Here is a 24,551-nt window from a genome sequence, read left to right on the forward strand (position 1 = left end):
CCGCCCCCGGCACGGTTGTCCAGGCCGGTCAGCGCGGCGGGACCACCCGGTCCAGCCAGGCGAGCAGGTCGGCGACGACCTCGGCCCGGTTGGTCTCGTTGAAGACCTCGTGGCGGGCACCCTCGTAGGCCTTGAGCGTCACGTCGTCCAGCCCGGTCTCCTGCAGCCGCTGGACCAGTGCGTGCACGAGCGCGAGCTGCCCGTTGAGCGGGTCGGCATCGCCCACGACCACGTAGACCGGCAGGTCGGTGCGCACCCGGCGCAGCCGCTCGGGATCGGCGACCTGGCGGGCGGAGACGAACATCTGCTTGTTGTCGGGGGCCGACAGGCCGAAGCCGCAGCGCGGGTCGGCGACGTAGGCGTCGACCTGCGCCTCGTCGCGGGAGAGCCAGTCGTAGTCGGTGCGGGCCGGCGCGAACGGGGCGTTGAACGCCGACAGGTCGGTCGGCCCGTCGAGGTCGAGGGCCGGCTCCAGCAGGTCGAGCGTGGTGGTGCCGCTGAGCACCAGCCCGGCGAGCCCCTCGCTGGCGTCGAGGACGTACTGCTGGGCGGCGAAGGAGCCCATGCTGTGGCCCAGCAGCACCAGCGGCAGGTCGGGGTGGTCGGCGCGGACCAGCTCGGTGACCCGCCCGATGTCGCGCACCAGCTCGTCCCACCCACCGGCACCGAGCTCGCCCTGCCGACCCTCCTCAGCGGTGGCACCGTGCCCGCGGTGGTCCTGGCCGACGACGACGAAGCCGGCGCCGGTCAGGTTCGCCGCCAGCGGCTCGTAGCGCAGCAGGTGCTCCCCCATCCCGTGGGTCAGCTGCACGATGCCGCGCGGCGGGCCGGCCGGGTCCCACCGGTACACGGTGACCGGGACGTCGTGCGCGGAACGGACCTCGAGGATCTGCGGCGGCATGCGCGGAGGCTACGACGGACCGGGGCGGCACCGCCCTCCGGAGGGGACGGCGCCGCCTCGCCGGTCAGTCGCCGCGCGGACCGTGCCCGCCGCCGCGCACCGGGTCGTCGCTGGTCACCCGCTCGGTCACCCGCTCCTCGAGGTCGGCCAACCGCTCGTCGGCCTCGTCCTGGGTCAGCCGGCCGTCCTCGACGGCCTGCGCGATGCGCTCCTCCTGGGCCTCGACCAGCGCCTCGACGAGGTCGTCGACCGGCACGCCCTGGTCCTCGGCCACCTGCGCGAGCGTGGTGCCCTCCGGCTCGAGCGCGGTGCGCAGCTCGTCCTCGGTCATCCCGAGCGCCGTCGCGGCGGCGTCCAGGCCCGGCCTCACGCCGCCACCGTGGCCGTGGCCGCCGCGACCGACCCCGGCCTCGCTCAGCGTCGTCGCCACCTCGTCGGCCTGCTCCTGGGTGATCGACCCGTCGTCCACGAGTCCCGACAGCGCGTCGGTGATGCGCTGCACCGCGGGTCCCGTGCCGCCGGGATCCGCGAGAGCGGGCACCGCGACGGCGAGGCCGGAGAGCCCCAGGACGCCGGCGGTGGTGGCGATGATCAGTCTTCTGCGCACGTGCACTCCTCCGGGCGGGCCGGAGGTCCTCCTCCGGCATGGGGGTCGAGGGTCGGTCGCCCGCCTGTGACGGCGCTGTGCCGCGCCGGTGGAGCGGCTGTGCATCGGCCGGCGCGACGACCCGCACCAGAGGACGCCGCGGCACCACGCCCCCCGGGCGGCGACACTGGGCCGGTGCTGACCAGCCGGTTGCCCGTCGTCCTGGAGCCCGTGCCGGTGGAGGTGGACCGCTCCCCGTCACCGGAGCTGCTGCCCAGCGACAGCTGGGGCGGACCCACCGGGGTCTGGTGGGCCGGCGCGGTCCCGGACCGGAACGTGCGGGCGGTGCACGGCCCGGCCGGCCGGCTGGAGGTGCGCGGAGCAGGCCGGCTGCGGAAGGCCGACGACCTCTTCTACCCGGCGCCGCACGGGGAACGGCAGCCGGTGACCGGCCTCGTCGAGGGCGTGCAGGTCACGGGCTGCGCCGACCAGCCGGGAGCCCGCGGCTTCCTGAAGCAGCTCACGGCGGTGTCCCGCGAGCGGCGGCGGATGCGGATGGTCCTGGACGACGGCCGCGAGTGGTGGCTGCGGGCCGCCGGCGCGATGGGCCTCGAGGTGCGCGACGGCGAGCGGAGGGTGGTCGGCCGGCGGCACGCCCGCCGGGTGGAGCTGGCGGCCGGCACCGACGCGCGGGCCCAGCTCGCCGCGGTGCTGCTGCTCACCGCCTTCGACCGGGACGGCCTGCTGGTCTTCGGCAGGGTGGGCTGAGCGCCCGCCTCCGCTCAGGCCGCGACGGCGCGCAGGCGCGCGGGGGCGAGCGACGCGGGGACCGCCACGCGCAGCCGCGGACCGAGCAGCACACCGCACACGACCCCGGCGGCGGCCAGGCCCACGGCGGCCGACAACCACACCGCCGGCTGGCCGAGCGCCAGCCCGTAGGCCGTCCACGCGGCGCAGGCCCCGGCGCCCAGCACCCAGCGGGCCGGCGACAGCCCGGAGACGTCCTGGTCGCGGTTGCGCAGCAGGCTCAGCGGCTGCGGCAGGCAGGCCGCCGCACCGACCAGGGAGGCGGTGGCGCCGAGCGGGCCGGCCAGCGCGGCCGGATCGGCACCGAGGACGACGACCACGGCGGCGCTGCCGGTGGCGAAGGCGACCAGGCAGAGCGCGCCCGAGGCGGTGCGCAGCAGCACTCCCCGCGCACGCAGCCGCGGCTGGGTGACCAGCAGCGCCAGCAGCAGCGCGGTGTTGGCGGCCCCGACGACGGTGTTGGTCACGATCTGCGCAGGGTCTGCGGTGAGCACCCCGAAGGTGAGCCAGCAGTAGTTGAGGGCGACGGCGAGCCAGGTGCCGGTCGGGGACATCCCGAGGGTGCGGCGGTGCCGGCAGGAGAGCCAGACCTGGGGCCAGACGAGGGCGATGCTGAGGAAGGACGCTAGGACGCCGAGCGCGGCGGACATGGTGGAGCGATGTTCCGTTCGGGGAGGGTCAGCAGGTGGTCACGGCCACCGGCAGCGGGACCGGCCGAACTCGGAACGCTCGTCACTGAGCGGAGCGGTTTGGGTACTGCGTGTGGCCTCAGACAGCATCGGCGTTATGCCCTCGTGACCTGAGCACCTCGGGCTGTGACGTCGGTCGCCCGGGCGCCGCGGGAACGACCGCGTGACCTCCGGCCGACGTCGTCGTTGGGTCAGCACACGACGACCCCGCCAGGACCGGAGACACGCATGCTGCCTCGATCCCTCCGCCGCCGAGCCGCGTTCTTCGCGGCCGCCAGCGCCGTGCTCCTCGCCGTCACCACGGCCGGGCCGACCACCCCGGCCGCCGCCGACGAGGAGTTCCGACCGCAGCTGGTCACGGTCGACACCCCGACCCGCGCCGACAAGGCGCTGCTGCAGACCCTCGGCCTCGACCTCACCGAGCACGCCGGCCACGACTACGTCGAGGTGGTGCTGCACACCCCGGCCGACCTCGCCGCCCTGCTCGGCGCCGGCCTCGGCTTCGACGTCCGCATCCCGGACCTGGTGGCACGCGACGCCGAGAACGACCGGGTCAACGCCGCGTACGCCGCAGCCACGACGACCTCTCCCCTGCCGTCGGGCCGCGACGCCTACCGCACGCTGGCCGACTACAACGCCGACATGGCGGCGCTGGAGAGCGACCACCCCGACCTGGTCGAGCGCTTCGCGCTGCCGCACCGGTCCCTCGACGGGCGCGAGATCTTCGGCGTCGAGATCGGCAAGGACGTGCGCGGACCCGACCGCGGCCTGCCGACCTTCGTGATGCTCGGCGTCCACCACGCGCGGGAGTGGCCCTCCGGTGAGCACGCGATGGAGTTCGCGGTGGACCTGGTGGAGAACTACGGCAGCGACCCCCGCATCACCGACCTGGTGGACCGGTCGCGCGTCGTCGTCGTGCCGGTCGTCAACGTCGACGGGTTCGAGCTCTCCCGCACCGACGGGAGCCTGGTCGACATCCGGGAGGTGGACGGCGGTGGCACCGCGACGATCCTCGGCAACCCGGGGAACGCCTACAAGCGCAAGAACTGCCGCCTCGTCGACGGGCAGGACACCCCCGACGGCACCTGCCGGCTGGGCAGCCCCACCAGCCCGGGCGGCTACGGGACCGGCGTGGACCTCAACCGCAACTACGGCGGCTACTGGGGCGGCCCCGGGGCCTCGGACCTGTTCGCCGACCCGACCTACCGCGGCCCGGCGGCGTTCTCCGAGCCCGAGACGCAGAACATCCGGGAGCTGGTCAGCGGCCGGCACGTGACCACGCTGATCACCAACCACACGTTCTCGAACCTGGTGCTGCGGCCCAGCGGCGTGGCACCGGACCAGGTCGCCCCCAGCGAGGGCATCCCGCTCGGCAACCCCTTCGACGAGGCCGCGCTCAAGGAGCTCGGCGACGCGATGGCCGCGCAGAACGGGTACAAGAGCCAGCACGCGTGGGAGCTCTACGACACCACCGGCTCCACCGAGGACTGGTCCTACAACGCCACCGGCGGGTTCGGCTACACCTTCGAGATCGGTCCCGACGAGTTCCACCCGCCGTTCCCCGAGGTGATCGACGAGTACCTCGGCGCCGGACCGCACGCCGGCAAGGGCAACCGCGAGGCCTACCTGCTGGCCCTGCAGAACGCCGTCGACCCGGAGACGCACTCGGTGCTGACCGGCAAGGCCCCCGCCGGTGCGACCCTGCGGCTGGAGAAGACCGTCGCCACGCCCACCTGGGAGAGCTCGATCCAGGACACCCTCGAGACGACCATGACCGTGGGGCCGGACGGCCGCTACACCTGGCACGTCAACCCCTCGACCCGGCCGGTGGTCAAGGCCCGCCAGGTCGAGACGGTGTCCGGGGAGCCGGTCGCCGAGCAGTCCTGGACGGGGACGACGGCGCCGCTGCAGTCCACCGACCAGGAGTTCACCGTCGACCGCGACGCCGACCTGCTCGAGATCACCCTCGACTGGCCGACGCCCGACGACCTGGACCTCGAGGTCTACCGGAAGAACGCCGACGGCTCGCTCACCCAGGCCGGCAGCTCGGGCAACTCGGTGGCGGAGAAGGAGCGGGTGCTGCTGCAGGACCCGGCGCAGGGCACCTACGTCCTGCGGGTCGTCAACTTCGCCTCGCTGACCCCCAGCTGGACGCTGGACGCCGCGCTGTTCGAGGCGGAGAGCTCGACCGTGCCCGGCCTGGTCGAGAACTGGACCCTCAGCTGCGAGCGCGACGGCCGGGTGCTGGAGCAGGTGCCCGTCGTCGTCGACCGCGGCCAGCAGCTGCGGGTGGACCTCAAGGCCTGCGGCCGCCGCTGACCAGGCACGCAGCGGGACGCCGGACCACGGGGCCGGCGTCCCGCTGACGTGCGCCGTGGCGCCGGACGAGTAGCGGGCGCCGCCCCGATGACCCATGTTCTGTGGAAGTCTCCGTCCCTGGGAAGAGGTGGGCAGGCATGACCGGAGTGCAGGTGCCCGACGGCGCCGATCTGATCGTGCTGGTCGACGTCGGCAGCGAGACGGAGCGGAAGCTGGTGCAGGCGACCCTCACGGACCTCGCCGACCGGCCCGTCGCGGTCGCGCCCCTCCGCGGGGACGCCCTCGCCGAGCCGCTCACCGACGCGGACCCCGACACCGTGGTGACCGCCGTCCGCGTCGCCTGGGCGCCGCGCCGTCCGGCCGGGCACGAGGAGGAGCCCCCGCGCCGGGGGCGCTGGTCGCGCGCGGCCCCCTCGCTGCGCCGCCGTCCTCCCGGGCTCCTGCAGAAGAGGGCGCTGCACCGGGACCCCGACCGTGCGCAGGTGGTGCTGGCCGCGCCCGCGACGGTCGCCGAGCTGGCCGGCCGGTGGGACGGCACCGGGGAGCTGGCGGACTTCGTCGCGCAGCAGGCGGCCCTGGCCCTCGACCGGGCCGAGCGGGGCGTCGTCGGCGAGCGGGTCAAGGTGCCGCGGCACGTCGTCGAGGCGATCGAGGCCAGCCCCGACTTCGGCCGCGAGCTCGCCTCGCTCGCCGCGCGGATGGAGTGCCCCGAGGAGGAGCTGCGGGCCCGCGCCAGCGCCGCGCTCGACGGGCTGGTCGCCGCCGTCGACCCCGCGGCGGTCGAGGTGTTCACCGGCATGTTCCGGCCGCTGCACTCCCGCGCCTGGGACGTGCAGGCCGACACCGCCGGACTGGCACGCCTGCGCGAGCTCAACCGCCGGCACCCGCTGGTGTTCCTGCCCAGCCACCGGTCCTACGTCGACCCGCTGGTCCTCGCCGACGTGCTGTCGGCCCACGACTTCCCCCGCAACCACGTGCTGGGCGGCGACAACCTCTCCTTCTGGCCGGTCGGCCCGCTGGCCAAGCGCGCCGGCATCGTGTTCATCCGGCGCAGCTTCGGCGACGACCAGGTCTACAAGCTCGCCGTCCGGGAGTACTTCGCGTTCCTGCTGTCCAAGCGGTTCAACCTCGAGTGGTACATGGAGGGCGGCCGCTCGCGCACGGGCAAGCTGCGCCCGCCGCGCCACGGGCTGCTGCGCTACGTCGCCGACGCCGTGGAGCGCCGCCGGGTCGACGACGTCCTCCTCGTGCCGGTGTCCATCACCTACGACCAGCTCCGCGAGGTGTCGCTGATGGCGGCCGAGCAGGGCGGCGCGGCCAAGCGCGGCGAGGGTCTGTCCTGGCTGGCCTCCTACGCCCGCGAGCAGGTGAGCACGCCGCTGGGCACCGTGCACGTCGCCTTCGCCGAGCCGCTGTCGCTCGCGGCGGCGCTGGAGGCCGGGGCCGACCCCGCCGACCCCGATGCCCGCCGGCTGACGCTGCAGAAGGTGGCCTTCCAGGTCGCCGTCGGCATCAACTCGGTGACCCCCGCGACGGCGACGGCGCTGGTCACCCTGGCGCTGCTCGGCGTCCGGGACCGGGCCCTGACCCTCGGCCAGGTGCGGCGGGTGGTCGAGCCGCTGCTGGCCTACCTCGACGAGCGGGAGCTGCCGCACTCGGGGGCGTCGCTGCGGACCTTCCGGGGCGTGCGCCAGGTGCTCGGCACGCTGGCCGGGCAGGGCGTCGTCACGGTCTACGACGGCGGGGAGGAGCCGGTGCACGCGATCGAGCGCGGCCAGCACCTGGTGGCGGCGTTCTACCGCAACAGCGCCATCCACCACTTCGTCGACCGGGCGATCGCCGAGCTCGTCATGCTGGCCGACCCGGCGGACCGCTGGGACGAGGCGCTGCGCCTGCGCGACCAGCTGAAGTTCGAGTTCTTCTTCCCCGAGCGCGACGCCTACCGCGAGCGGATCGGCGCGGAGCTGCGGCGGCTGGACCCCGAGTGGGAGACCGCCGACGGCCGCGAGGTGCTGTGCCGGGTGCCCCTGCTGGTGGCCCACCGGGTGCTGCGGTCCTTCGTCGACGCCCAGCTGGTGGTGGCCGAGCGGCTCGCGGCGCGGGATCCGCGCACGCCGGTGGTGGACAGCGAGTTCCTCGCCGAGTGCGGCGGGATGGGCCAGCAGATGCTGCTGCAGGGCCGGCTGCACGGACCCGAGTCGCTCTCGCGCGAGCTGTTCGCGACCGCCCTGCAGCTGGCCGGGAACCTCGACCTGGTGGACCCCGGCCGCGAGGAGCTGGCCCGCCGCCGGCAGGAGTGGGCGGCGCAGGTGCGGGACGTGGTGTGCCGCGTGGTGGTCATCGACGAGCTGGACGCCGCGGCGCGGCGGGAGAGCGTGGGAGTGGAGCCGTGAGCCAGCAGGAGGACGTCGCCTCGACCGCCCGGGCGGGCGAGTGGTCCGAGGAGCAGCTGCTCGCCGACGTCGAGGCGGCGCCGAAGGGCCCGCGGATCGGCGCGTTCTTCGACTTCGACGGCACCGTGATCGACGGCTACTCGCTGGCCGCGTTCGCCCGGCACCACCTGCGGTCGCTGCACGTGACCCCGGCCGACCTCGGACAGCTGCTGCTCACCGGCCTGCGCGGCGTCACGACCGAGGAGGACTTCGAGAAGTTCACCGTCGCCGGCATGAAGGCCTGGGCCGGGCGCAGCGAGGACGAGCTGGTCGAGCTCGGCGAGCGCCTGTTCGTCCAGGGCATCGCCGGCTCGCTCTACCCCGAGGCGTGGCGGCTGGTGACCGCCCACCTGCGGGCCGGGCACACCGTCGTCCTCGCCTCGTCTGCCACCCGCTTCCAGGTGGAGCCGGCGGCCCGGGCCATGGGCGTGGAGCACATCCTGGTGTCGCCGGTCGAGATCACCGACGGGATCTGCACCGGCCGGCCCGGCGGCCCGCTGCTCTGGCGGGCCGGGAAGGCCGGTGCGGTCCGGAGCTTCGCCGAGGAGCACGGCATCGACCTGGCGCGCAGCTTCGCCTACTCCAACGGCGACGAGGACGTGCCGTTCCTGCGCACCGTGGGCCGGGCGCGGGCGCTCAACCCCGGCAGCGGCCTTGCGACCGCGGCCCGCCACTACTCGTGGCCGATCGCGCGGTTCCGGTCGCGCGGCCGCGGCGGTCCCACGGAGCTGCTGCGCACGGCAGCCGGCATCGGCGGGCTGCTCGGCGGCTTCGCCGCGGGGGTCGCCCTCGGTGCGCTCAACGGCTCCCGCCGGGAGGCCGTCGACCTCGGCATCACCCTCGGCGGTGAGCTGGGCAGCGCCCTGGCCGGCGTGCGGCTGGACGTCCAGGGCGCCGAGCACCTGGCCAACCGGCCGGCGGTCTACCTGTTCAACCACCAGAGCCAGCTCGACGTGCTGGTGCTGGCCAAGCTGCTGCGCGGTGGCTTCACGGCCGTGGCGAAGAAGGAGCTCGCGAACACCCCCGGCTTCGGGTTGGCGTTCCGGCTGGCCGACGTCGCGTTCATCGACCGCGGCGACCCGGCCAAGGCCCGCCAGGCGCTGGAACCGGCCGTGCAGCGGCTGCGGGAAGGGATCTCGCTCGTCATCGCGCCCGAGGGCACCCGCTCGGCCACGCCCAACCTCGGCCCGTTCAAGAAGGGCGCCTTCCACGTGGCCATGCAGGCGGGGGTGCCGATCGTGCCGATCGTCATCCGCAACGCCGGCGAGCTCATGTGGCGGGGCGCGTCCACCATCCAGTCCGGGACCGTGCAGGTGCGCGTGCTGCCGCCGGTGTCGACCGAGGGCTGGACCCTCCCCCAGCTCGGCGCGAAGGTCGAGGAGGTCCGGGGGCTGTACCTGGACGCGCTGGCCGACTGGTCCGGGCGCAGCACCCGGCCGGTCGAGGTCACCGAGGCCGATGCCGACGACGAGGGCGCCGCTCCCCCGGCCACGGCGCTGGACTGGGGCATCTCCGCCGAGATGAACCCGCTGGAGACGGCGATGTGGCGGGCGGAGGTCGCCGATCCGCGGTTGCGCAGCAACGTCACCCTGCTGGAGCTGCTCGAGCCGGCGCCGGACTGGGAGCGGCTGCGCGCCGCGCACGAGTGGGCCTCGCGCATGGTCCCCCGGATGCGCCAGCGGGTCGTGGAGCCGGCCCTCGGCGTGGGCGCGCCGCGCTGGGTGACCGTCGCGGAGCTCGACCTCGACCGACACCTGCACCGGGTGCGCCTCGAGGAACCGGGCTCGATGCGCCAGCTGCTCGACGTCGTGGGCGAGTTCGCCGCCGCACCGCTGGACCGCGACCGCCCCCTCTGGGAGGTGCTCTTCGTCGAGGGGCTGGCCGACGGGCGGGCCGGCTACGTGGTCAAGACCCACCACAGCACCACCGACGGGCTGGGTGCGGTGCAGCTGATGAGCCTGCTGCACAGCCGGACCGCCGAGCACGACCCCTCGCGCCCCGAGCCGCCCGTGCCGCTGCCCGACGAGGACGCCTCGCCGGTCGGCGTCCTCCGCGACCAGATCGTCGGGACGGCGAAGTCCGCACCGCTGGCTGCCCTGCGCCGCGGTGTCGAGGCCCTGAGCAGCCTGCGCCGGCCGTGGGAGGCGGCGACCTCCGCTGTCGAGGCGGCGCGCTCGGCCGGCTCGACGCTGTCACCGCCGAAGGGCACCGGCTCGGACCTGCTGACGCCGCGGGGCGGCGGCTGGCACTTCGAGGTCGCCGAGGTGCCGCTGGCCGACCTGAAGGCCGGGGCCAAGGCCGCCGGCGGATCGCTCAACGACGGGTTCCTCGCCGCGGTCGTCGGCGGCTTCCGGCGGTACCACGAGCGGCTCGGGGCGCCGGCGGGAACGCTGACGCTGGGCATCCCGATCAGCCTCCGGGCGCAGGACGACCCGCAGGGCGGCAACCGGTTCACCGGCGCCCGCCTGCCGGCGTCGCTCGCCGAGCCCGACCCGGGAACCCGGATCAAGGCGATCCGCGAGTTCGTCCTGTCGGCGCGCAACGCCAGCGGGTCCGGGGTGCTCGAGGACCTCGTCGGGCCGGTGATCGGTTGGCTGCCGGCCCCGGTCCTCGGCGCGCTGTCCGGTTCCCTGACCAGCGGGAACGACGTGCAGGTGTCGAACATGCCGGGGGTGTCGCACCCGGTCTACATCGCCGGGTCGCGGATCGTGCGGATGTTCCCCTTCGGCCCGCTGCCCGGCTGCGCGGCGATGATCACGCTGCTGTCGCACGAGGACACCTGCTGCATCGGGCTCAACCTCGACGCCGCCGCCGTCACCGACCCCGCCGGTCTGCTGGCCGACCTGCAGGCGGGGCTGGACGAGGTGGTGGCGCTGGGCCGGGCGGAGAGCACCCGGTGACCGGACCCACGAGCGTCACCTTCGAGACGACGGTGACCGCCGTCGGGAACAACACCGGTATCGAGGTGCCCGAGGAGGTGCTCGAGCAGCTGGGCGCCGGGAAGCGGCCGGCGGTGCTCGTCGACCTCGACGGTTACGAGTACCGCACCACCGCCGGCGTCATGGGCGGCCGCTCCATGCTGAGCGTCAGCGCCGCGGTCCGGAAGGCCACCGGGCTGGCCGGGGGCGACCCGGTCCGGGTGACGCTGACCGTGGCCGACACCCCGCGCGAGGTTGACGTGCCCGACGACCTCGCCGCCGCCCTGGCCGCCGACGAGCAGGCGGGCACCTTCTTCGCCGGGCTGTCGAACAGCCTGCAGCGGTTCCACGTCGACTCCGTCACCGGCGCGAAGACGCCGGAGACCCGGCAGCGGCGGATCGACAAGGCGCTGACGCTGTTCCGCGAGGGCAGGAAGCGCTGAGACGCCGACGGCCCCCGTGACGAGGTCACGGGGGCCGTCGGTGCTGCTGGACTACGAGCGGTCCTTCGTCCCGTCGTCCTGCGCGGTGGTCACCCGCGTGCCGGCCGGGTCGTCGGTGTCACCGGCGGCCTCCACCACGAGCACGAAGTCCTCGCCGTGCTTGGAGATGCCCTCGACCACGGCCTGCTCGACGGCCTCGGTGGCGAAGGTGCGACGCAGGACCATCGGGTCCGACCGCACGTCCTTGGCCAGCGCGACCGCCAGGCCGACCATGACCAGGGCGAAGGGCAGCGCGGCGATGATCGTCAGGTTCTGCAGCCCCGAGAGGGCCTCGTCCCCACCGACCAGCAGCATGACCGCGGCGACCGCGCCCATGACCACGCCCCAGAAGATCACCGTCGGGCGGCTCGGCGCGAGCGTGCCCCGCTCGGACAGCGAGCCCATGACGATCGAGGCGGCGTCGGCACCGGAGACGAAGAAGATCGCCACCAGGACCATCACCAGCACGGTCATGAGGGTGGCCAGCGGGAACTGCTCGAGGACCCCGAAGAGCTGGCCCTCCGACGTCGCCTGGCCGGCGACGTCCACGCCGTCGCGCTGCGCGGCGATCCCGGCCCCGCCGAAGACGGCGAACCACAGGAGCGTGACCACGCTCGGCACCAGCAGGACGCCGGTGACGAACTGCCGGATGGTGCGGCCGCGGCTGATCCGGGCGATGAAGACGCCGACGAACGGCGTCCAGGAGACCCACCAGGCCCAGTAGAAGACGGTCCAGCCGCGCAGCCACTCGGCCATGGCGTCGCCGCCGCTGGCCTCGGTGCGGGCGGCCATCGAGGCCAGGTCGGAGAAGTAGCTGCCGATCGCGCCGGGGATCAGGTTGAGGATCAGCACGGTCGGGCCGACCACGAACACGAACAGGGCCAGCACGACGGCCAGCACCATGTTGATGTTGGACAGCCACTGGATGCCCTTGGCGATGCCGGACACCGCCGAGGCCACGAAGGCCGCGGTCAGCACGGCGATGATCGCGACCAGCAGGCCGTTGCCGACGGAGCCGGCCCAGCCGAGGATCTCCAGGCCGCTGCCGATCTGCAGCGCGCCGAGCCCGAGCGAGGCGGCGGAGCCGAACAGCGTGGCGAAGATGGCCAGGACGTCGATGAGCTTCCCGGCCGGCCCCTCGGTGCGGCGCTTGCCGAACAGCGGCTCGAAGGCCGCGCTGATCAGCTGCCTGCGGCCCCGGCGGAAGGTGCCGTAGGCGATCGCGAGACCGACGACGGCGTAGATCGCCCACGGGTGCAGGGTCCAGTGGAAGAGCGTCGTGGCCATCGCCGTCTGCATGGCCTCGGGGGTCTCGGCGGTGACGCTGCGCGGCGGCGGCGAGACGTAGTGGGTCAGCGGCTCCGCGACGCCGTAGAACATCAGGCCGATGCCCATGCCGGCGCTGAACATCATCGCGATCCAGGAGACGGTCCGGAACTCGGGCGCCTCGTCGTCGCGGCCCAGCGGGATGCGGCCGTACTTGCTGGCCGCGAGCCACAGGACGAAGACGACGAACGCCGACGCGAGGGTCACGAACAGCCAGCCGAGGTTCTTCTCGACCCAGACGAGAGCGCTGCCGCTGGCCGAGCCCAGGCCGGTCGGCGACAGGAAGCCCCAGGCCACGAAGGCCAGCGCGAGCACGGCGGCGATGGCGAAGACCGTGCGGTCGAGGACGCCCCGCTGGTCGGCGGGGGCCGGCGGCGCGGCGATGGCCGGGTGCTCGTCGGTGCCGGGGCCGGTGCCGGGGAGGGCGGTGGGCGCGGAGCCGTCGCGGCCCGACGGTGCGGTGGGTGTCATGGTCACAGGTGGGTACGGCGCCCGGGGGCGCCCCTCCGATCGTGTCGGTGCGGGCGGGTCCCGCCGGCGTGCGAGCAGGGCTCGCACCGCTGCCGGCCGAAGCCGGTCGGGGACCGCCGGATGGAGACCCGCGCTCTCGGGTCGGTGTGCTGAATGCTCCTCTGCTCGGCTCGGAAAACCTGCTGTCACCCGCGCGGATGATTCCGTGGGGGGGGGGGCGGATCAGGCCAGGTGGGGCGTCCGTTCGCGGTCGCGCAGCGTGTCCAGTGCGCGGTGCATCCCCACGGTCACGGCGCCGAGGGCGAAGAAGCCCTCGTCGTCGGCGACGTCGGAGCTCCGCAGGAGCGTCGTCAACCGGTGCAGCGCCTCCTCGGCGGCGTCGATCGCGGCGGCCCGGGCATCGCGGTCGCCCTCCTGCGTCACCGTGGCGTACGGGTTGCAGACGACGCCGCCGAGGGAGTCGAGGGCGTCGGCCAGCACCCAGCCGGTGCCGCCGTCGATGCGGTCGAGCCCCCGGCGGTGCGGCTGGAACTCGACCACGAGCGTCGTGAAGTCGTCGACGAGGACGGCGACGCGGTCGAGCGCCCGGGACTGCTCGCGGATCCGCTCCGCGGTGCCCTCCCACTTCCGGGCGCGCGGGTTGGCCCGCCGGGCCCGGGCCACCACGTTCTCGGCCGCCCGCATGCGGTCCAGGGCCGCGGCGAGCTGCCTCCCCCGACCCTCCCACTCCCCCGGCGACGGGACCTCGCCCAGCCGGAGCCCGTCGGCCATGCCGCGCAGGTGCTGGGCGAGCAGCGAGCGGGCCGCGTCGATGCGCCGCACCGCGACGGTGAGCTGCAGCGGCGGGAAGAGCACGGTGGTGACGAGCACGCCGATCGCGGCGCCGAGCAGGGTCAGCCCGGCGTAGTTGACGGCGTAGGTCGTCGGGTCGGCCGCGCCCACGGTGAACATCAGGACCGCGGCGAAGCTCACCCAACTGGCGTGCTCGCGCAGCACCGGCCACTGCTCGAACACGACGGCCACCCCGACGACGAGCGCGATGGTGATCGGGGCCGGGACGGCGAGGGTCGCCTCGTGCACCACCACGGCGACGGCGAAGCCCAGCAGGATGGCCAGCACCGTGCGCCAGGCGGCGGAGGCCGAGTCCGCGACCGTGGGGTGGACGGCGATGACGGCGCCGAGTGCGGCGTAGTAGGCGTACTGCGACATCGGCGCCGGCAGCAGCACGGCCGCCTGCCAGGCCAGCCCCGCCGCGAGCGATGCCCGGACCCCTCGCTGGATCCAGGGTTCGGCCAGCCACTCCCGTGCACGCATCACCCCACCAGCATGAGCACGCACCCCCCGGGGTCGTCCACCGGCCGGGGAGATCTCACATCAGCGCGTCGGGACGGGCTCCTCGGCCCGCGCCGGCACGGGCCGCCCCTGCCGACCGCCGCGGGTCACGGTGCGGTCCTCCACGGTGCCGTAGAGCCGGCCCTCGTAGGCCTTCACCCCAGCTACCAGCACGATGCTGACCACGACCAGCAGCGCCCACGAGCCGAACTTGGCGACGTGGACCAGCGTCCAGACCGACTCCTGGTCCGGGTACTGCCAGGCGCGGAGCAGGGTGGCCGCGTTCTCGGCGATCCAGAGGAAGAAGCCGATGAGGACGAAGGAGAGCGCCAGCGGCATCGCGTAGCGGCGCTCTCCGACGGTGAAGTGCACCCACGTGCGCCAGGTGACCGCGAGCAGCAGGAGCGCCAGCGGGAGCCGGACGTCCACGGTGACGTGGTGGGTGAAGAAGTTCAGGTAGATGAGCGCGGCCACCGCCGCGGTGCTGCGCACCCGGTAGTTCGTGATCCGCAGGTCGAAGCGGCGCCAGGCCTGGCACACGTAACTGCCGACGGCGGCGTACATGAAGCCGCTGTAGAGCGGCACCCCGCCGACCGTGGCCCAGCCGGTGTCGAGGTAGGACCACGAGCCCTGCGCGACCTTGTACAGCTCGAGGGCGAGACCGACGAGGTGGAAGCCGAAGATGACGGCGACCTCGCGCCCGGTCTCCCAGCGGAGCAGCCAGAGGACCAGCGTGACGCCGAGCGACCAGACCAGCAGCGCGTCGGCGGCGTTGACCGGCAGCGGGACGACCCGGACGAGGGCGAGCCCGGCGAAGAAGAGGATCGCGAACAGGCAGCACTGCGCCTCGACCCAGGCGAACCGCAGCAGCTGCCTCATCGGCCGAACGCTAGGTCAGCAGGCATGCGTCCGGTGCTGTTCCGGCCCCGCGTGTCGAGGCGGTGCCGCGCCGCCCGCTCGAGGCGGGCGGCGCCGACCCTCAGCTCCGGACCCGTACCAAGACCTTGCCCGTGGCACGGCGCTCGTCGAGCTCCGTGACCGCGGCGGCGGCGTCGGCCAGGTCGTGCACGGTGCCGAGCACCGGCTCCAGTCGGCCGGCCTCGAGGAGCGGCAGCAGATCGGTCCACTGCTCCTGGACGAAGCCGGGGTCGCCCATCCAGAAGGCGCCCCAACCGACGCCGACCACGGAGACGTTGTTGAGCAGCAGCCGGTTGACCTTGACGGTGGGGATCTCGCCGCCGGTGAAGCCGAGCACGAGCAGCCGGCCCTCGCGGCCGAGGCTGCGCAGCGAGTCGGTGAAGCGGTCTCCACCGACCGGGTCCGCGACGACGTCGACTCCACGGCCACCGGTGAGGTCCTTGACCCGCTCGCGAAAACCGTCGGCCAGCACGATCTCGTCGGCGCCGGCCGCGCGCGCCACCTCGCCCTTGTCCTCGCTGGAGACCACGGCCAGCACGCGCGCGCCGTAGCCCTTGGCCAGCTGGATGCCCGCCGTGCCGAGGCCACCCGCCGCGCCGTGCACCAGCACCGTCTCGCCCTCGCGCAGCCCGCCGCGCCGGCGCAGCGCGAAGTGCATCGTCAGGTAGTTCATGGGCAGCGCCGCGCCCTGCTCGAAGGAGACGGCGTCCGGCAGCGGGAATACGAACCCGGAGCCGGCCACGGCCACCTCGGCGAACCCGCCGAAGCCGGGGAACGCCGCCACCCGCTGCCCGGGGGTGAGGCCGCTGTCCTCCGGAGCGCTGCGGACCACGCCGGCCACCTCGCTGCCCGGGATGAACGGCAGCGGCGGCTTGAGCTGGTACTCCCCTCGGCTGAGCAGCACCTCCGGGTAGGTCACCCCGGCGACGTGGACGTCGATGACGACTTTGCCATCGGCGTCGGGCTCGGGGACGTCGACGACCGAGATGGCCGATGGGCCGTCGAGGCTGCTGATGTGGGCGGCGCGCACGGGTCCTCCTGGACGCTGGGGGCGAGGATGGCGAGTCTCTCAGCGCGCGGTCGGGCGGACCCGGCAAGGTCCCGCCGCGCGGGTGAGGCCGGTCCCGAGCGCCACCGCCGACCTTCGCACGCAGAACCGCCCCGACCCTCCGAAAAGGGCCGGGGCGGCTGGGGCAGTGCCCCGATTTCGCACGCACTGCCGGACGTGGCGAAGCACGTCAGTGCCAGTCCCACTGACATGTGAGCGCGCCTGCCGGGACGTCAGGCGAGAAACCCGCTGACATCCCGGCAGGCCTCGTGATCAGCTGCAGCCGCTGGTGGAGCCGCAGCCCTCGCAGACGTAGCAGCTGCCGGCCGGGCGCATCTTCGTGCCGCAGGTCATGCACAGCGGCGCGTCGGTGGCGGTCCCGGTGACCAGCTCGAGCAGCTCGGCCGAGGAGTGGGCCTCCTTGACCGACTTCGGGCCCTCGGGGGTGACCTTCTCCTCCACCTTGGCGGTCTCGATCGGCGCGGAGCCACGCAACTGCTCCAGGTCGACCTCCTCCTCCTGCACGGCGGCGGTCGAGGCCGACGAGCCGTAGCTGCCCGCGACCTGCGCGGCCCGCTCCTCGGCGGTGAAGATGCCCAGGCCGGCCCGCTTCTCGACGGGCAGGTGGTCCAGGGCCAGGCGACGGAAGATGTAGTCCATCACCGACTGGGCGATCCGGATGTCCGGGTCGTCGGTCATGCCGGCCGGCTCGAAGCGCATGTTGGTGAACTTGGAGATGTAGGTCTCCAGCGGCACACCGTGCTGCAGCGCCAGGGAGATGCCGATCGAGAAGGCGTCCATGACACCGGCCAGGGTCGAGCCCTGCTTGCCGAGCTTGAGGAAGACCTCACCGAGGCTGCCGTCCTCGTACATCCCGGCGGTCATGTAGCCCTCGGCACCGGCGACGCTGAACGAGGTGGTGACGCTCGTCCGCTTCTTCGGGAGCCGCTTGCGCACCGGGTGCGACAGCGCGGTCGGAGCGGTCTCCTCCACCTTCGCCTCGGCCTTCTTGGCCTTGGCGTCGGACAGCGGCTGGCCGACCTTGCAGTTGTCGCGGTAGATCGCGAGGGCCTTGAGGCCCATCTTCCAGCCCTGGAAGTAGATGTTCTCGACCTCTTCGACGGTCGCCGTCTCCGGCATGTTGACCGTCTTGGAGATGGCGCCGGAGATGAACGGCTGCACCGCGGCCATCATGCGGACGTGGCCCATCGGGGAGATGGCCCGCTCGCCCATGGCGCAGTCGAAGACCTCGTAGTGCTCGGGACGCAGGGTCGGGGCGTCCACGACGTGGCCGTGCTCGGCGATGTACTCGACGATCGCCTCGATCTGCTCCTCCTGGTAGCCCAGGCTGCGCAGTGCCCGCGGCACCGTCTGGTTGACGATCTGCATCGAGCCGCCGCCGACCAGCTTCTTGAACTTGACCAGCGAGAAGTCCGGCTCGATGCCGGTCGTGTCGCAGTCCATCATGAAGCCGATGGTGCCGGTGGGGGCCAGCACCGAGGCCTGGGCGTTGCGCCAGCCGTTCTCGGCACCGATCTCGAGGCACTCCTGCCACTGGGCGGTGGCGGCCTTCAGCACGTCGGCGTCGTCGGCGCCGACCGGGCGGATGGCGTCGTTGGCCGCGGCGTGCTTGCGCATGACCCGGGCGTGGGCGTCGGCGTTGCGGGCGAAGCCGTCGTACGCGCCGACGATGCCGGCGAGGTCGGCCGAGCGCCGGTAGGCGGTGCCGGTCATCAGCGAGGTGATGGCCGCGGCCAGGCTCTGGCCGCCGCGCGAGTCGTAGGCGTGGCCCGTCGCCATGAGCAGCGCGCCCAGGTTGGCGTAGCCGATGCCCAGCTGGCGGTAGGCGCGGGTGGTCTCGCCGATCGGGTCGGTCGGGAAGTCGGCGAAGCAGATCGAGATGTCCATCGCGGTGATGACCAGCTCAACGGCCTTCACGAAGTTCTTGGAGTCGAAGGTGCCGTCGTCCTTGAGGAACTTCATGAGGTTCAGCGACGCCAGGTTGCACGAGCTGTTGTCCAGGCTCATGTACTCCGAGCAGGGGTTGGACGCGTTGATGCGGCCGGTCTCGGGGTTGGTGTGCCAGTCGTTGATCGTGTCGTCGTACTGGATGCCCGGGTCGGCGCACTCCCACGCGGCCTGGGTGACCTTGCGGAACAGGGCCTTGGCGTCGACGGTCTCGATGACCGAGCCGTCCATGCGGGCGCGCAGACCGAAGTCACCGGCCTCCTCGACCGCGCGCATGAACTCGTCGGAGACGCGGACGGAGTTGTTGGCGTTCTGGTACTGGACGCTGGTGATGTCCTTGCCGCCGAGGTCCATGTCGTAGCCGGCGTCGCGCAGGGCGCGGATCTTGTTCTCCTCGCGCGCCTTGGTCTCGATGAACTCCTCGATGTCCGGGTGGTCGATGTCGAGGACGACCATCTTGGCCGCGCGACGGGTCGCGCCACCGGACTTGATGGTCCCGGCGGAGGCGTCGGCGCCGCGCATGAAGGAGACCGGGCCGGAGGCGGTCCCACCGGAGGACAGCAGCTCCTTGGAGGAGCGGATGCGGGAGAGGTTCAGGCCGGCACCGGAGCCGCCCTTGAAGATCAGGCCCTCCTCGCGGTACCAGTTCAGGATCGAGTCCATCTCGTCGTCGACGGCGAGGATGAAGCAGGCGCTGACCTGCTGCGGGGCGCTCGTGCCGACGTTGAACCAGACGGGGCTGTTGAAGCTGAAGTACTGGTGCAGCAGCATCCAGGTGAGCTCGTGCTCGAAGATCTCGGCGTCGCCCTCGGTGGCGAAGTAGCCGTGCTCGCGACCGGCCTCGGTGTAGGTGAGGACCACGCGGTCGATGAGCTGGCGCAGGCTCGTCTCGCGCTGCGGCTGGCCCACGGCGCCGCGGAAGTACTTCGTCGTGACGATGTTGGTGGCGTTGATGCTCCACTCGGCGGGGAACTCCACGCCGCGCTGCTCGAAGTTGATCGAGCCGTCACGCCAGTTGGTCATGACGACGTCGCGGCGCTCCCAGCTCACCTCGTCGTACGGGTGCACACCGGCGGTGGTGAAGACGCGCTTGATCTTGAGGCCCTTGCGGCTGGGCGCCTTGCCTGCGCGGCGGGGCCGGGTGGCCAAGCGGTCGTCGGTCTCGGTCATGGTGTGGAGCTCTCCCTGGTCGTGTGTCGCGTGGTGCGTCGCGGGGCTGCGCGGTGCTGCTGCGCGGTGGTGGATCGGGGGCTGGGGAAGAGCCGCGATCGGTAACTGCTCGAACTGCTGTCTATCGGTCGGCACTGACAGTTCTCAGCCGCCGGACGGGACGGGGTCCCGCGGCGCCGGTGCGGCCTGGTCGGCCGGTGGCGAGGCGGCCTCCCGGGCCTTGAGCTCGGCGATCTCCCGCTCGAAGTCCGCCACCGAGGTGAAGGAGCGGTAGACGCTGGCGAAGCGGAGGTAGGCCACCTCGTCCAGCTCCCGGAGCGGGCCCAGGATGGCCAGGCCCACCTCGTTGCTGGGGACCTCGGCCGCGCCGGTGGCGCGGATGGCGTCCTCGACCTGCTGGGCCAGGAGCTTCAGCTGGCCCTCGTCGACCGGCCGGCCCTGGCAGGCCCGCCGGACGCCGGCGACCACCTTGCTGCGGTTGAAGGGCTCGCTGACGCCGTTGCGCTTGACGACGGCGAGCACCGCCTCCTCGACGGTGGTGAACCGCCGCCCGCACTTCGGGCAGTTGCGACGACGCCGGGTGGTGGCGCCCTCGTCGGCCTCGCGGGAGTCGATGACCCGGCTGTCGGGGTTGTGGCAGAACGGGCAACGCACGGTGGTCCACCTCCTCTCCCGGCCCACCGCCGTGGCGGTCCGGCCGATCCGTCACCGGTGTCCTGTGGACCCTCCTGGGGACATCCGGTGGATGCCGCGGGGAGAACCTGAGGATTGGCCTGTGGACGGGCTTACAGCTCTGTAACTACTAGATGTAGGGGAACCCTAGGCCGGGCTCCACAAGATGTGCAAGTGATCGTTTCCTCGGCGTGTTCCGCCCTGACCCGTTCGTGCGCAGCCGGAACACCCGGCCCCACGAGTCACACGACACGCCGTGCGCGACCCGCCGAACAGGCCGCGACCGCCCCGCGTGGCCCCGCGCGACGACGGCGCAGCCACACGCGCCGACGGCGCCGGGAGCCCCCTGCGGGGTCCGGCGCCGTCGGCGGGTCGTGCGGGTGCGGAACGGGCTCAGTGGGCCATCAGCCGGGGGCGGCGACCCGAGGAGCTCTCCTCGCCCAGTCGCATCGGACGGGTGAGCAGCTCCTCGGCCGAGCCGCGACGGGCGCCGGACTCCGCGGGGATCGACTCGACAGCCGGTGCCGGGCGGGCCGTGGGCATCGACCAGGTGGCGGTCGCGAGGAGGTCGTCGCGACGCCGGCGGGAGGAGGGCCTCGGCTCGTCGGCGATGGCCGAGAACAGCTCCGTGTCGGCGTCGCGGTGCCGCCCGGCGTCCGGGTCCACCGAGGGCGCGCGGTGCCGACCCGGGACGGGCACGGGGACCGACGACGCGGGGGCGCGCTGCACGTCGGCGTCCTCAGGAGCGCGGCGCCGACCGCCGGAGCGCGGCGGCGTGGCCTCGGAGGTCACGTGGTCCCTGGCGAGCGGCAGGCTCGCGGTGGTCTCGGCGTCGGCGGCGCGGCGACGGGGCGCGGTCCGGCGGGCCGGCACGTCGTACGCCGTACGGAGGGGCTCGACCGCCGCGGGCGCCGGGGCCTCCGGGAGTCGGAGGGCCGACAGCTCGGTCCACCCGGTCTCCTCGGTGCCCTGCACGGTGACGCGGACCCAGACCTGGCAGGCACCGTCCTCGTCATGGCGCCAGCCCAGGAGCTCGCCCGGCCACCAGACGCCGGAGCGGTACACCTCGACGGCCTGGGACTGGTTGGTGAACACGGCTGCTCGGTTCTCCATGACGCTCGACACGGGGGGACCGTATGTCGCTGGCCAGCACGGACTGTGAATGTCCAGCCACAGAGGGTTGACGAAGTCGCTCAGCCCCGTTGTGAACCTCTTGCCGTGGCGGACCGACCGCCGCCGGCACTCGCCCCACTCGGGGCGGCCGGGCTCACGGGAGCAGCAGGACCTGCCCCGGCTCGATCGCGCCGCCGTCCAGCGCGTTCAGCTCGACGATCTCGTCGATGACCACGCGGACGTCCTCGTCACCGGCCACGGAGCTCGCTATCGCCCAGAGCGTGTCGCCGCGCTCGACGACCACGCTGCTGGTGCCCATGAGCTCGAGACCGTCCTCGCCGTCGCCGAGGAGCGCGTCGCCGAGCGCGACGACACCCACGCCGACTGCGAGCGCGAGCACGGCCACCAGCCGACGACCCCGCGCGGTCAACCGCAGGCGCGGCGCCGGCACCGCGGCCGCGAGGCCCGGGCCGCGCCGGCCGGCAGCGCGCGCCGGGGTCACCGCATAGGCGGCCGGCGGTGGGAGCACCCGCAGGTGCCGCTCGGCACGCACCGCCGCTCCGCGCTCCGGGACCTCGACCACCAGTGCGGTGTTGCTCGTCATCGCTCTCCGCCTCCCACCTGCCGGTTCGCCACCGGTCTCGAACGCCTGTTCGATTCGAACGTCTGCCCGATGTCTACCGGATGCCGCCGACAGAAGCGACAGGACACGGGGGAATCTTCGAACACGTGTTTGAACTGAGGGCGGTTCGGCGCTACGGTGCTCCTCGACGGACGGACACCCATGTGCTGCGCCGCAGCCACGAGGAGGACACGTGACGGACTCGAACGGGACTCCGAGCGGCACGCAGGAGGCGGACCCCACCTCGGCCTCCGTGCGGACCTTCCCCGACCGCGGCACCGACGGCGACGGCCTCACCCAGCGCCAGCGCCGGGTGCTCGAGGTCATCCGGGACTCGATCGACCGGCGCGGCTACCCGCCCTCGGTGCGCGAGATCGGCGAGGCCGTGGGCCTCTCCTCCGCCTCCTCCGTCGCCCACCAGCTCTCCGTGCTGCAGAAGAAGGGCTGGCTGCGGCGGGACCCCAACCGGCCCCGCGCCCTGGACGTGCGCCTGCCCGACGAGAACGGCCGGGTGGCCGCGATGACCAGCGAGCCGCCGGTCATCGCCGACGGCGAGCGGGCCTCGGCGCCCACCTACGTCCCCCTGGTCGGCCGCATCGCCGCCGGTGGACCCGTCCTCGCCGAGCAGGCGGTGGAGGACGTCTTCCCCCTCCCCCGCGAGCTCGTCGGCGAGGGCACCGTCTTCATGCTCAAGGTCGCCGGTGACTCCATGGTCGAGGCGGCCATCTGCGACGGCGACTGGGTCGTCGTGCGCCAGCAGCCGACGGCGGAGAACGGCGAGATCGTCGCCGCCATGATCGACGGCGAGGCCACCGTGAAGACCTACAAGCGGCGCGACGGGCACATCTGGCTGCTGCCGCACAACCCGGCGTACGAGCCGATCCCCGGCGACGAGGCCACCATCCTCGGCCGCGTCGTCTCGGTGCTGCGTCGCGTCTGACCCGCACACCGGTGCCGCCGGGACACCCCGGCGGCACCGGTCCCAGCGGGGCCGAGGGTCAAGGGCGGCGCAGGATCCGGCTGCCCACCCAGACGACGAGCGTCGCCCCCAGGGCGGCGAGCAGGGCGGCCGGCAGCGGCGAGCCCTCCTCGGTCAGCGCGGCGAGGCCCGGACCCGCCGTCTCGGATGCCGGAGCCGGAGCAGCGGTCGCCTGCCCCGGGACCGGCACCTCGGTGACGTCGCTGGGCAGACCCTCGCTGGCGACCACGAGCGTGCGCGAGTCGGCGGCGAAGCTGATCGCCTCGCCCTGCGGCGAATCGGGCAACGCCACCCGGACCGGCGTGCCGCCGAGGGCGCCGACGACGTCGGAGCCCGAGAGCGGCCACACGTAGGCATCGGTGTAGGTCCGCAGCGCGAGCGCGCTGCCGTCGCTCGCCACCGCGCCGCCGGTGATCATCAGCTGTCCGGCGCGGCCCACCGGCCCGCCCGGCGTGCCGGTGAGGGTCACGTTGACGGTCGCGACGCGCTCCAGGGGGACGGTGCCGCCGTCCACCAGCGGTGCGGCCGGCCGGTAGACCCCGCTGCTGCCCAGGACCTCCTTGGTGACCACGTACGGGGTGCCGTCGGGAGCCATGAGGAGCGCCTCGGCGTCGTGCGCGCCGTCGGGGTAGGTCAGCCGGTAGAGCGCCGCGGCGCCGCCGGGGCGCAGCACGTGCAGGGCGATCGTCGAGCGCTCGGTGTTGTTGTCACCGGTGTCGGCGACCCAGACCTCGCCGCCGGGCCCGACCCCGAGGTCCTCGGGGTCGAAGGGATCGACCGCAGCGGTCTGCACGTCGACGACCCGGCAGGCGCTGTCCAGGCCGTGGACGGTGACCTGTGATCCGCCGTCGTTGAGGGCCAGCATCTGGTCGCCCACGACGACGAGCCCGGAGAGCTCGGCGAGCCGCTCGTCGGTGACCGAGCAGCGGACCGTGGGGGCGGGAGCCGCCGGGGTCCCCTCCTCGGCGGCCGCGGGCGGGGCGGAGGCGGAGGCGAGTCCACCGGCCAGCGCGGTCGCCACGAGGAGCCGTCGCCCCCAGGCGCGGCTACGCGGTCGGTCGGCCTGCGTCGGCACGCACCCAGCGTGACAGAACGAACGCGTCCAGTGCATGAACCACGCCCAGCAGCACGATCCCGGCTGCGGCGCCCACCACGGCGTCGGTGACCCAGTGGTAGTCCAGCGACACCATCGCGACGCCCGTGCCGACCGGCCCCAGGATGCTCAGCCACCAGAAGGTCCGCTGCACGGCGGCGGGCAGCCCGTAGCTGACCGCCTGCCAGCGGGCCACGCCCCACATCACCACGGCGTTGGCCACGTGCCCGGACGGGAACGAGGCGCCGTCGTCGTGGAAGAAGTAGGAGCCGGGGAAGGCGGGCGCGGTGCGGCCGGTGCCGTGCTTGATGGCGTAGATCCCGGCGGTGAGGACGGCGACCGCGATCACCACCCGCAGGGCCGGCACCCACGCGCCGCGCCGCCAGAGCAGGTAGCCGACCAGTCCGGCCAGGACCACCAGGATCGTGACCCGCCCGCCGAGCTGGGTCACGAGCCAGACCGCCGGATAGGCGTCGGCGTCGCGCAGACCCCAGTCGCTCACGATCTCCGACACCCGCAGGTCCAGGCGGAGCATGCGCCCATCGGCGAGCAGGTCGGCGGTGATCAGAGCGCCGACCAGGAACGAGACGGCCACCAGCCACCAGGGCGGCCGGCCGACCGAGACCACGGCCGGGGAGCCGGAGATCCCGGCCTCCCGCACCGCAAACCTGGTCACGACGTCACCGTACCGGCCCGTGACCGGAC

General features: G+C 73.5%; 19 protein-coding genes. 6 read left to right on the forward strand and 13 right to left on the reverse strand.

Translation table 11 applies throughout. The annotated features are described in order from the left end of the window. Positions 1 to 28 precede the first annotated feature (28 nt). Positions 29 to 901, reverse strand: coding sequence for an alpha/beta fold hydrolase (locus DQ244_RS16660; protein ID WP_113812610.1), 873 nt, complete (start codon positions 899 to 901; stop codon positions 29 to 31). 64 nt (positions 902 to 965) lie between these two features. After that, entirely contained in the window at positions 966 to 1,508 is a 543-nt protein-coding gene (locus DQ244_RS16665) for a hypothetical protein (RefSeq protein ID WP_113812611.1), read from the reverse strand. A gap of 174 nt (positions 1,509 to 1,682) precedes the next feature. Here DQ244_RS16665 and DQ244_RS16670 point away from each other — a divergent pair, with 174 nt between their 5' ends. Beyond that, a complete protein-coding gene (locus tag DQ244_RS16670; RefSeq protein ID WP_113812612.1) occupies positions 1,683 to 2,255 on the forward strand; it encodes a hypothetical protein in 573 nt (190 codons plus the stop codon). A 14-nt stretch (positions 2,256 to 2,269) separates the two neighbouring features. On the opposite strand, the gene DQ244_RS16675 is transcribed toward DQ244_RS16670, so the two are convergent. After that, positions 2,270 to 2,944, reverse strand: coding sequence for a SemiSWEET transporter (locus DQ244_RS16675; protein ID WP_113812613.1), 675 nt, complete (start codon positions 2,942 to 2,944; stop codon positions 2,270 to 2,272). Positions 2,945 to 3,211: 267 nt separating this feature from the next. Between DQ244_RS16675 and DQ244_RS16680 the strand changes: the two genes are divergently transcribed. The 4 genes from DQ244_RS16680 (at position 3,212) to DQ244_RS16695 (ending at position 11,095) form a co-directional block, all read left to right on the forward strand. After that, complete coding sequence (locus DQ244_RS16680; protein WP_113812614.1) at positions 3,212 to 5,302, forward strand: M14 family zinc carboxypeptidase; 2,091 nt, start codon at positions 3,212 to 3,214, stop codon at positions 5,300 to 5,302. A gap of 137 nt (positions 5,303 to 5,439) precedes the next feature. Continuing rightward, a complete protein-coding gene (locus DQ244_RS16685) occupies positions 5,440 to 7,695 on the forward strand; it encodes a glycerol-3-phosphate 1-O-acyltransferase (protein ID WP_113812615.1) in 2,256 nt (751 codons plus the stop codon). After that, entirely contained in the window at positions 7,692 to 10,634 is a 2,943-nt protein-coding gene (locus DQ244_RS16690) for an HAD-IB family hydrolase (RefSeq protein ID WP_113812616.1), read from the forward strand. Before DQ244_RS16685 ends, DQ244_RS16690 begins: the two co-directional genes overlap by 4 nt. Next, positions 10,631 to 11,095 (forward strand): YdeI/OmpD-associated family protein, encoded by a 465-nt coding sequence (locus DQ244_RS16695; RefSeq protein WP_233491674.1) that lies wholly within the window; start codon positions 10,631 to 10,633, stop codon positions 11,093 to 11,095. Before DQ244_RS16690 ends, DQ244_RS16695 begins: the two co-directional genes overlap by 4 nt. A gap of 51 nt (positions 11,096 to 11,146) precedes the next feature. On the opposite strand, the gene DQ244_RS16700 is transcribed toward DQ244_RS16695, so the two are convergent. From DQ244_RS16700 to DQ244_RS16735, 8 genes are all read right to left on the reverse strand, one after another. Then, a complete protein-coding gene (locus DQ244_RS16700) occupies positions 11,147 to 12,931 on the reverse strand; it encodes a BCCT family transporter (protein ID WP_113812693.1) in 1,785 nt (594 codons plus the stop codon). A 222-nt stretch (positions 12,932 to 13,153) separates the two neighbouring features. Next, positions 13,154 to 14,245, reverse strand: a complete 1,092-nt coding sequence (locus DQ244_RS16705; protein WP_233491686.1) for an aromatic acid exporter family protein — start codon at positions 14,243 to 14,245, stop codon at positions 13,154 to 13,156. Positions 14,246 to 14,305: 60 nt separating this feature from the next. After that, positions 14,306 to 15,142 carry a DUF817 domain-containing protein gene (locus DQ244_RS16710; protein WP_113812618.1) on the reverse strand — a complete coding sequence of 279 codons (837 nt, stop codon included), beginning with the start codon at positions 15,140 to 15,142 and terminating at the stop codon, positions 14,306 to 14,308. Positions 15,143 to 15,242: 100 nt separating this feature from the next. Then, positions 15,243 to 16,211: an NADPH:quinone oxidoreductase family protein gene (locus DQ244_RS16715; protein ID WP_113812619.1), complete on the reverse strand. Its 969-nt coding sequence runs from the start codon at positions 16,209 to 16,211 to the stop codon at positions 15,243 to 15,245. A 291-nt stretch (positions 16,212 to 16,502) separates the two neighbouring features. Continuing rightward, positions 16,503 to 19,367, reverse strand: a complete 2,865-nt coding sequence (locus DQ244_RS16720; RefSeq protein ID WP_113812620.1) for a vitamin B12-dependent ribonucleotide reductase — start codon at positions 19,365 to 19,367, stop codon at positions 16,503 to 16,505. A gap of 144 nt (positions 19,368 to 19,511) precedes the next feature. Beyond that, a complete protein-coding gene (gene nrdR / locus DQ244_RS16725) occupies positions 19,512 to 20,021 on the reverse strand; it encodes a transcriptional regulator NrdR (RefSeq protein ID WP_113812621.1) in 510 nt (169 codons plus the stop codon). A 411-nt stretch (positions 20,022 to 20,432) separates the two neighbouring features. Further along, the gene (locus DQ244_RS16730) at positions 20,433 to 21,164 is read right to left on the reverse strand and encodes a hypothetical protein (protein WP_147251552.1); all 732 of its coding nucleotides are present in this window, start codon (positions 21,162 to 21,164) and stop codon (positions 20,433 to 20,435) included. 142 nt (positions 21,165 to 21,306) lie between these two features. After that, a complete protein-coding gene (locus tag DQ244_RS16735) occupies positions 21,307 to 21,756 on the reverse strand; it encodes a LysM peptidoglycan-binding domain-containing protein (RefSeq protein ID WP_113812623.1) in 450 nt (149 codons plus the stop codon). A gap of 211 nt (positions 21,757 to 21,967) precedes the next feature. Here DQ244_RS16735 and lexA point away from each other — a divergent pair, with 211 nt between their 5' ends. Then, the gene (gene lexA, locus DQ244_RS16740; RefSeq protein WP_113812624.1) at positions 21,968 to 22,714 is read left to right on the forward strand and encodes a transcriptional repressor LexA; all 747 of its coding nucleotides are present in this window, start codon (positions 21,968 to 21,970) and stop codon (positions 22,712 to 22,714) included. A gap of 58 nt (positions 22,715 to 22,772) precedes the next feature. Here lexA and DQ244_RS16745 read toward each other — a convergent pair whose 3' ends face one another. Both DQ244_RS16745 and DQ244_RS16750 read right to left on the reverse strand, forming a co-directional pair. Next, positions 22,773 to 23,828 carry a hypothetical protein gene (locus tag DQ244_RS16745; protein ID WP_113812625.1) on the reverse strand — a complete coding sequence of 352 codons (1,056 nt, stop codon included), beginning with the start codon at positions 23,826 to 23,828 and terminating at the stop codon, positions 22,773 to 22,775. Further along, entirely contained in the window at positions 23,800 to 24,522 is a 723-nt protein-coding gene (locus DQ244_RS16750; protein WP_233491676.1) for a phosphatase PAP2 family protein, read from the reverse strand. Before DQ244_RS16750 ends, DQ244_RS16745 begins: the two co-directional genes overlap by 29 nt. Positions 24,523 to 24,551 lie beyond the last annotated feature (29 nt).

It is taken from the genome of Blastococcus sp. TBT05-19 (genome assembly GCF_003319095.1).
Lineage (GTDB): Bacteria > Actinomycetota > Actinomycetes > Mycobacteriales > Geodermatophilaceae > Blastococcus.

Bases quoted from the DNA above. Each gene is read 5' to 3' on its own strand.
- DQ244_RS16660 (WP_113812610.1), bottom strand. From the start codon at position 901: ATGCCGCCGCAGATCCTCGAGGTCCGTTCCGCGCACGACGTCCCGGTC.
- DQ244_RS16675 (WP_113812613.1), bottom strand. From the start codon at position 2,944: ATGTCCGCCGCGCTCGGCGTCCTAGCGTCCTTCCTCAGCATCGCCCTC.
- DQ244_RS16680 (WP_113812614.1), top strand. From the start codon at position 3,212: ATGCTGCCTCGATCCCTCCGCCGCCGAGCCGCGTTCTTCGCGGCCGCC.
- DQ244_RS16685 (WP_113812615.1), top strand. From the start codon at position 5,440: ATGACCGGAGTGCAGGTGCCCGACGGCGCCGATCTGATCGTGCTGGTC.
- DQ244_RS16700 (WP_113812693.1), bottom strand. From the start codon at position 12,931: ATGACACCCACCGCACCGTCGGGCCGCGACGGCTCCGCGCCCACCGCC.
- DQ244_RS16705 (WP_233491686.1), bottom strand. From the start codon at position 14,245: ATGCGTGCACGGGAGTGGCTGGCCGAACCCTGGATCCAGCGAGGGGTC.
- DQ244_RS16710 (WP_113812618.1), bottom strand. From the start codon at position 15,142: ATGAGGCAGCTGCTGCGGTTCGCCTGGGTCGAGGCGCAGTGCTGCCTG.
- DQ244_RS16720 (WP_113812620.1), bottom strand. From the start codon at position 19,367: ATGACCGAGACCGACGACCGCTTGGCCACCCGGCCCCGCCGCGCAGGC.
- DQ244_RS16735 (WP_113812623.1), bottom strand. From the start codon at position 21,756: ATGACGAGCAACACCGCACTGGTGGTCGAGGTCCCGGAGCGCGGAGCG.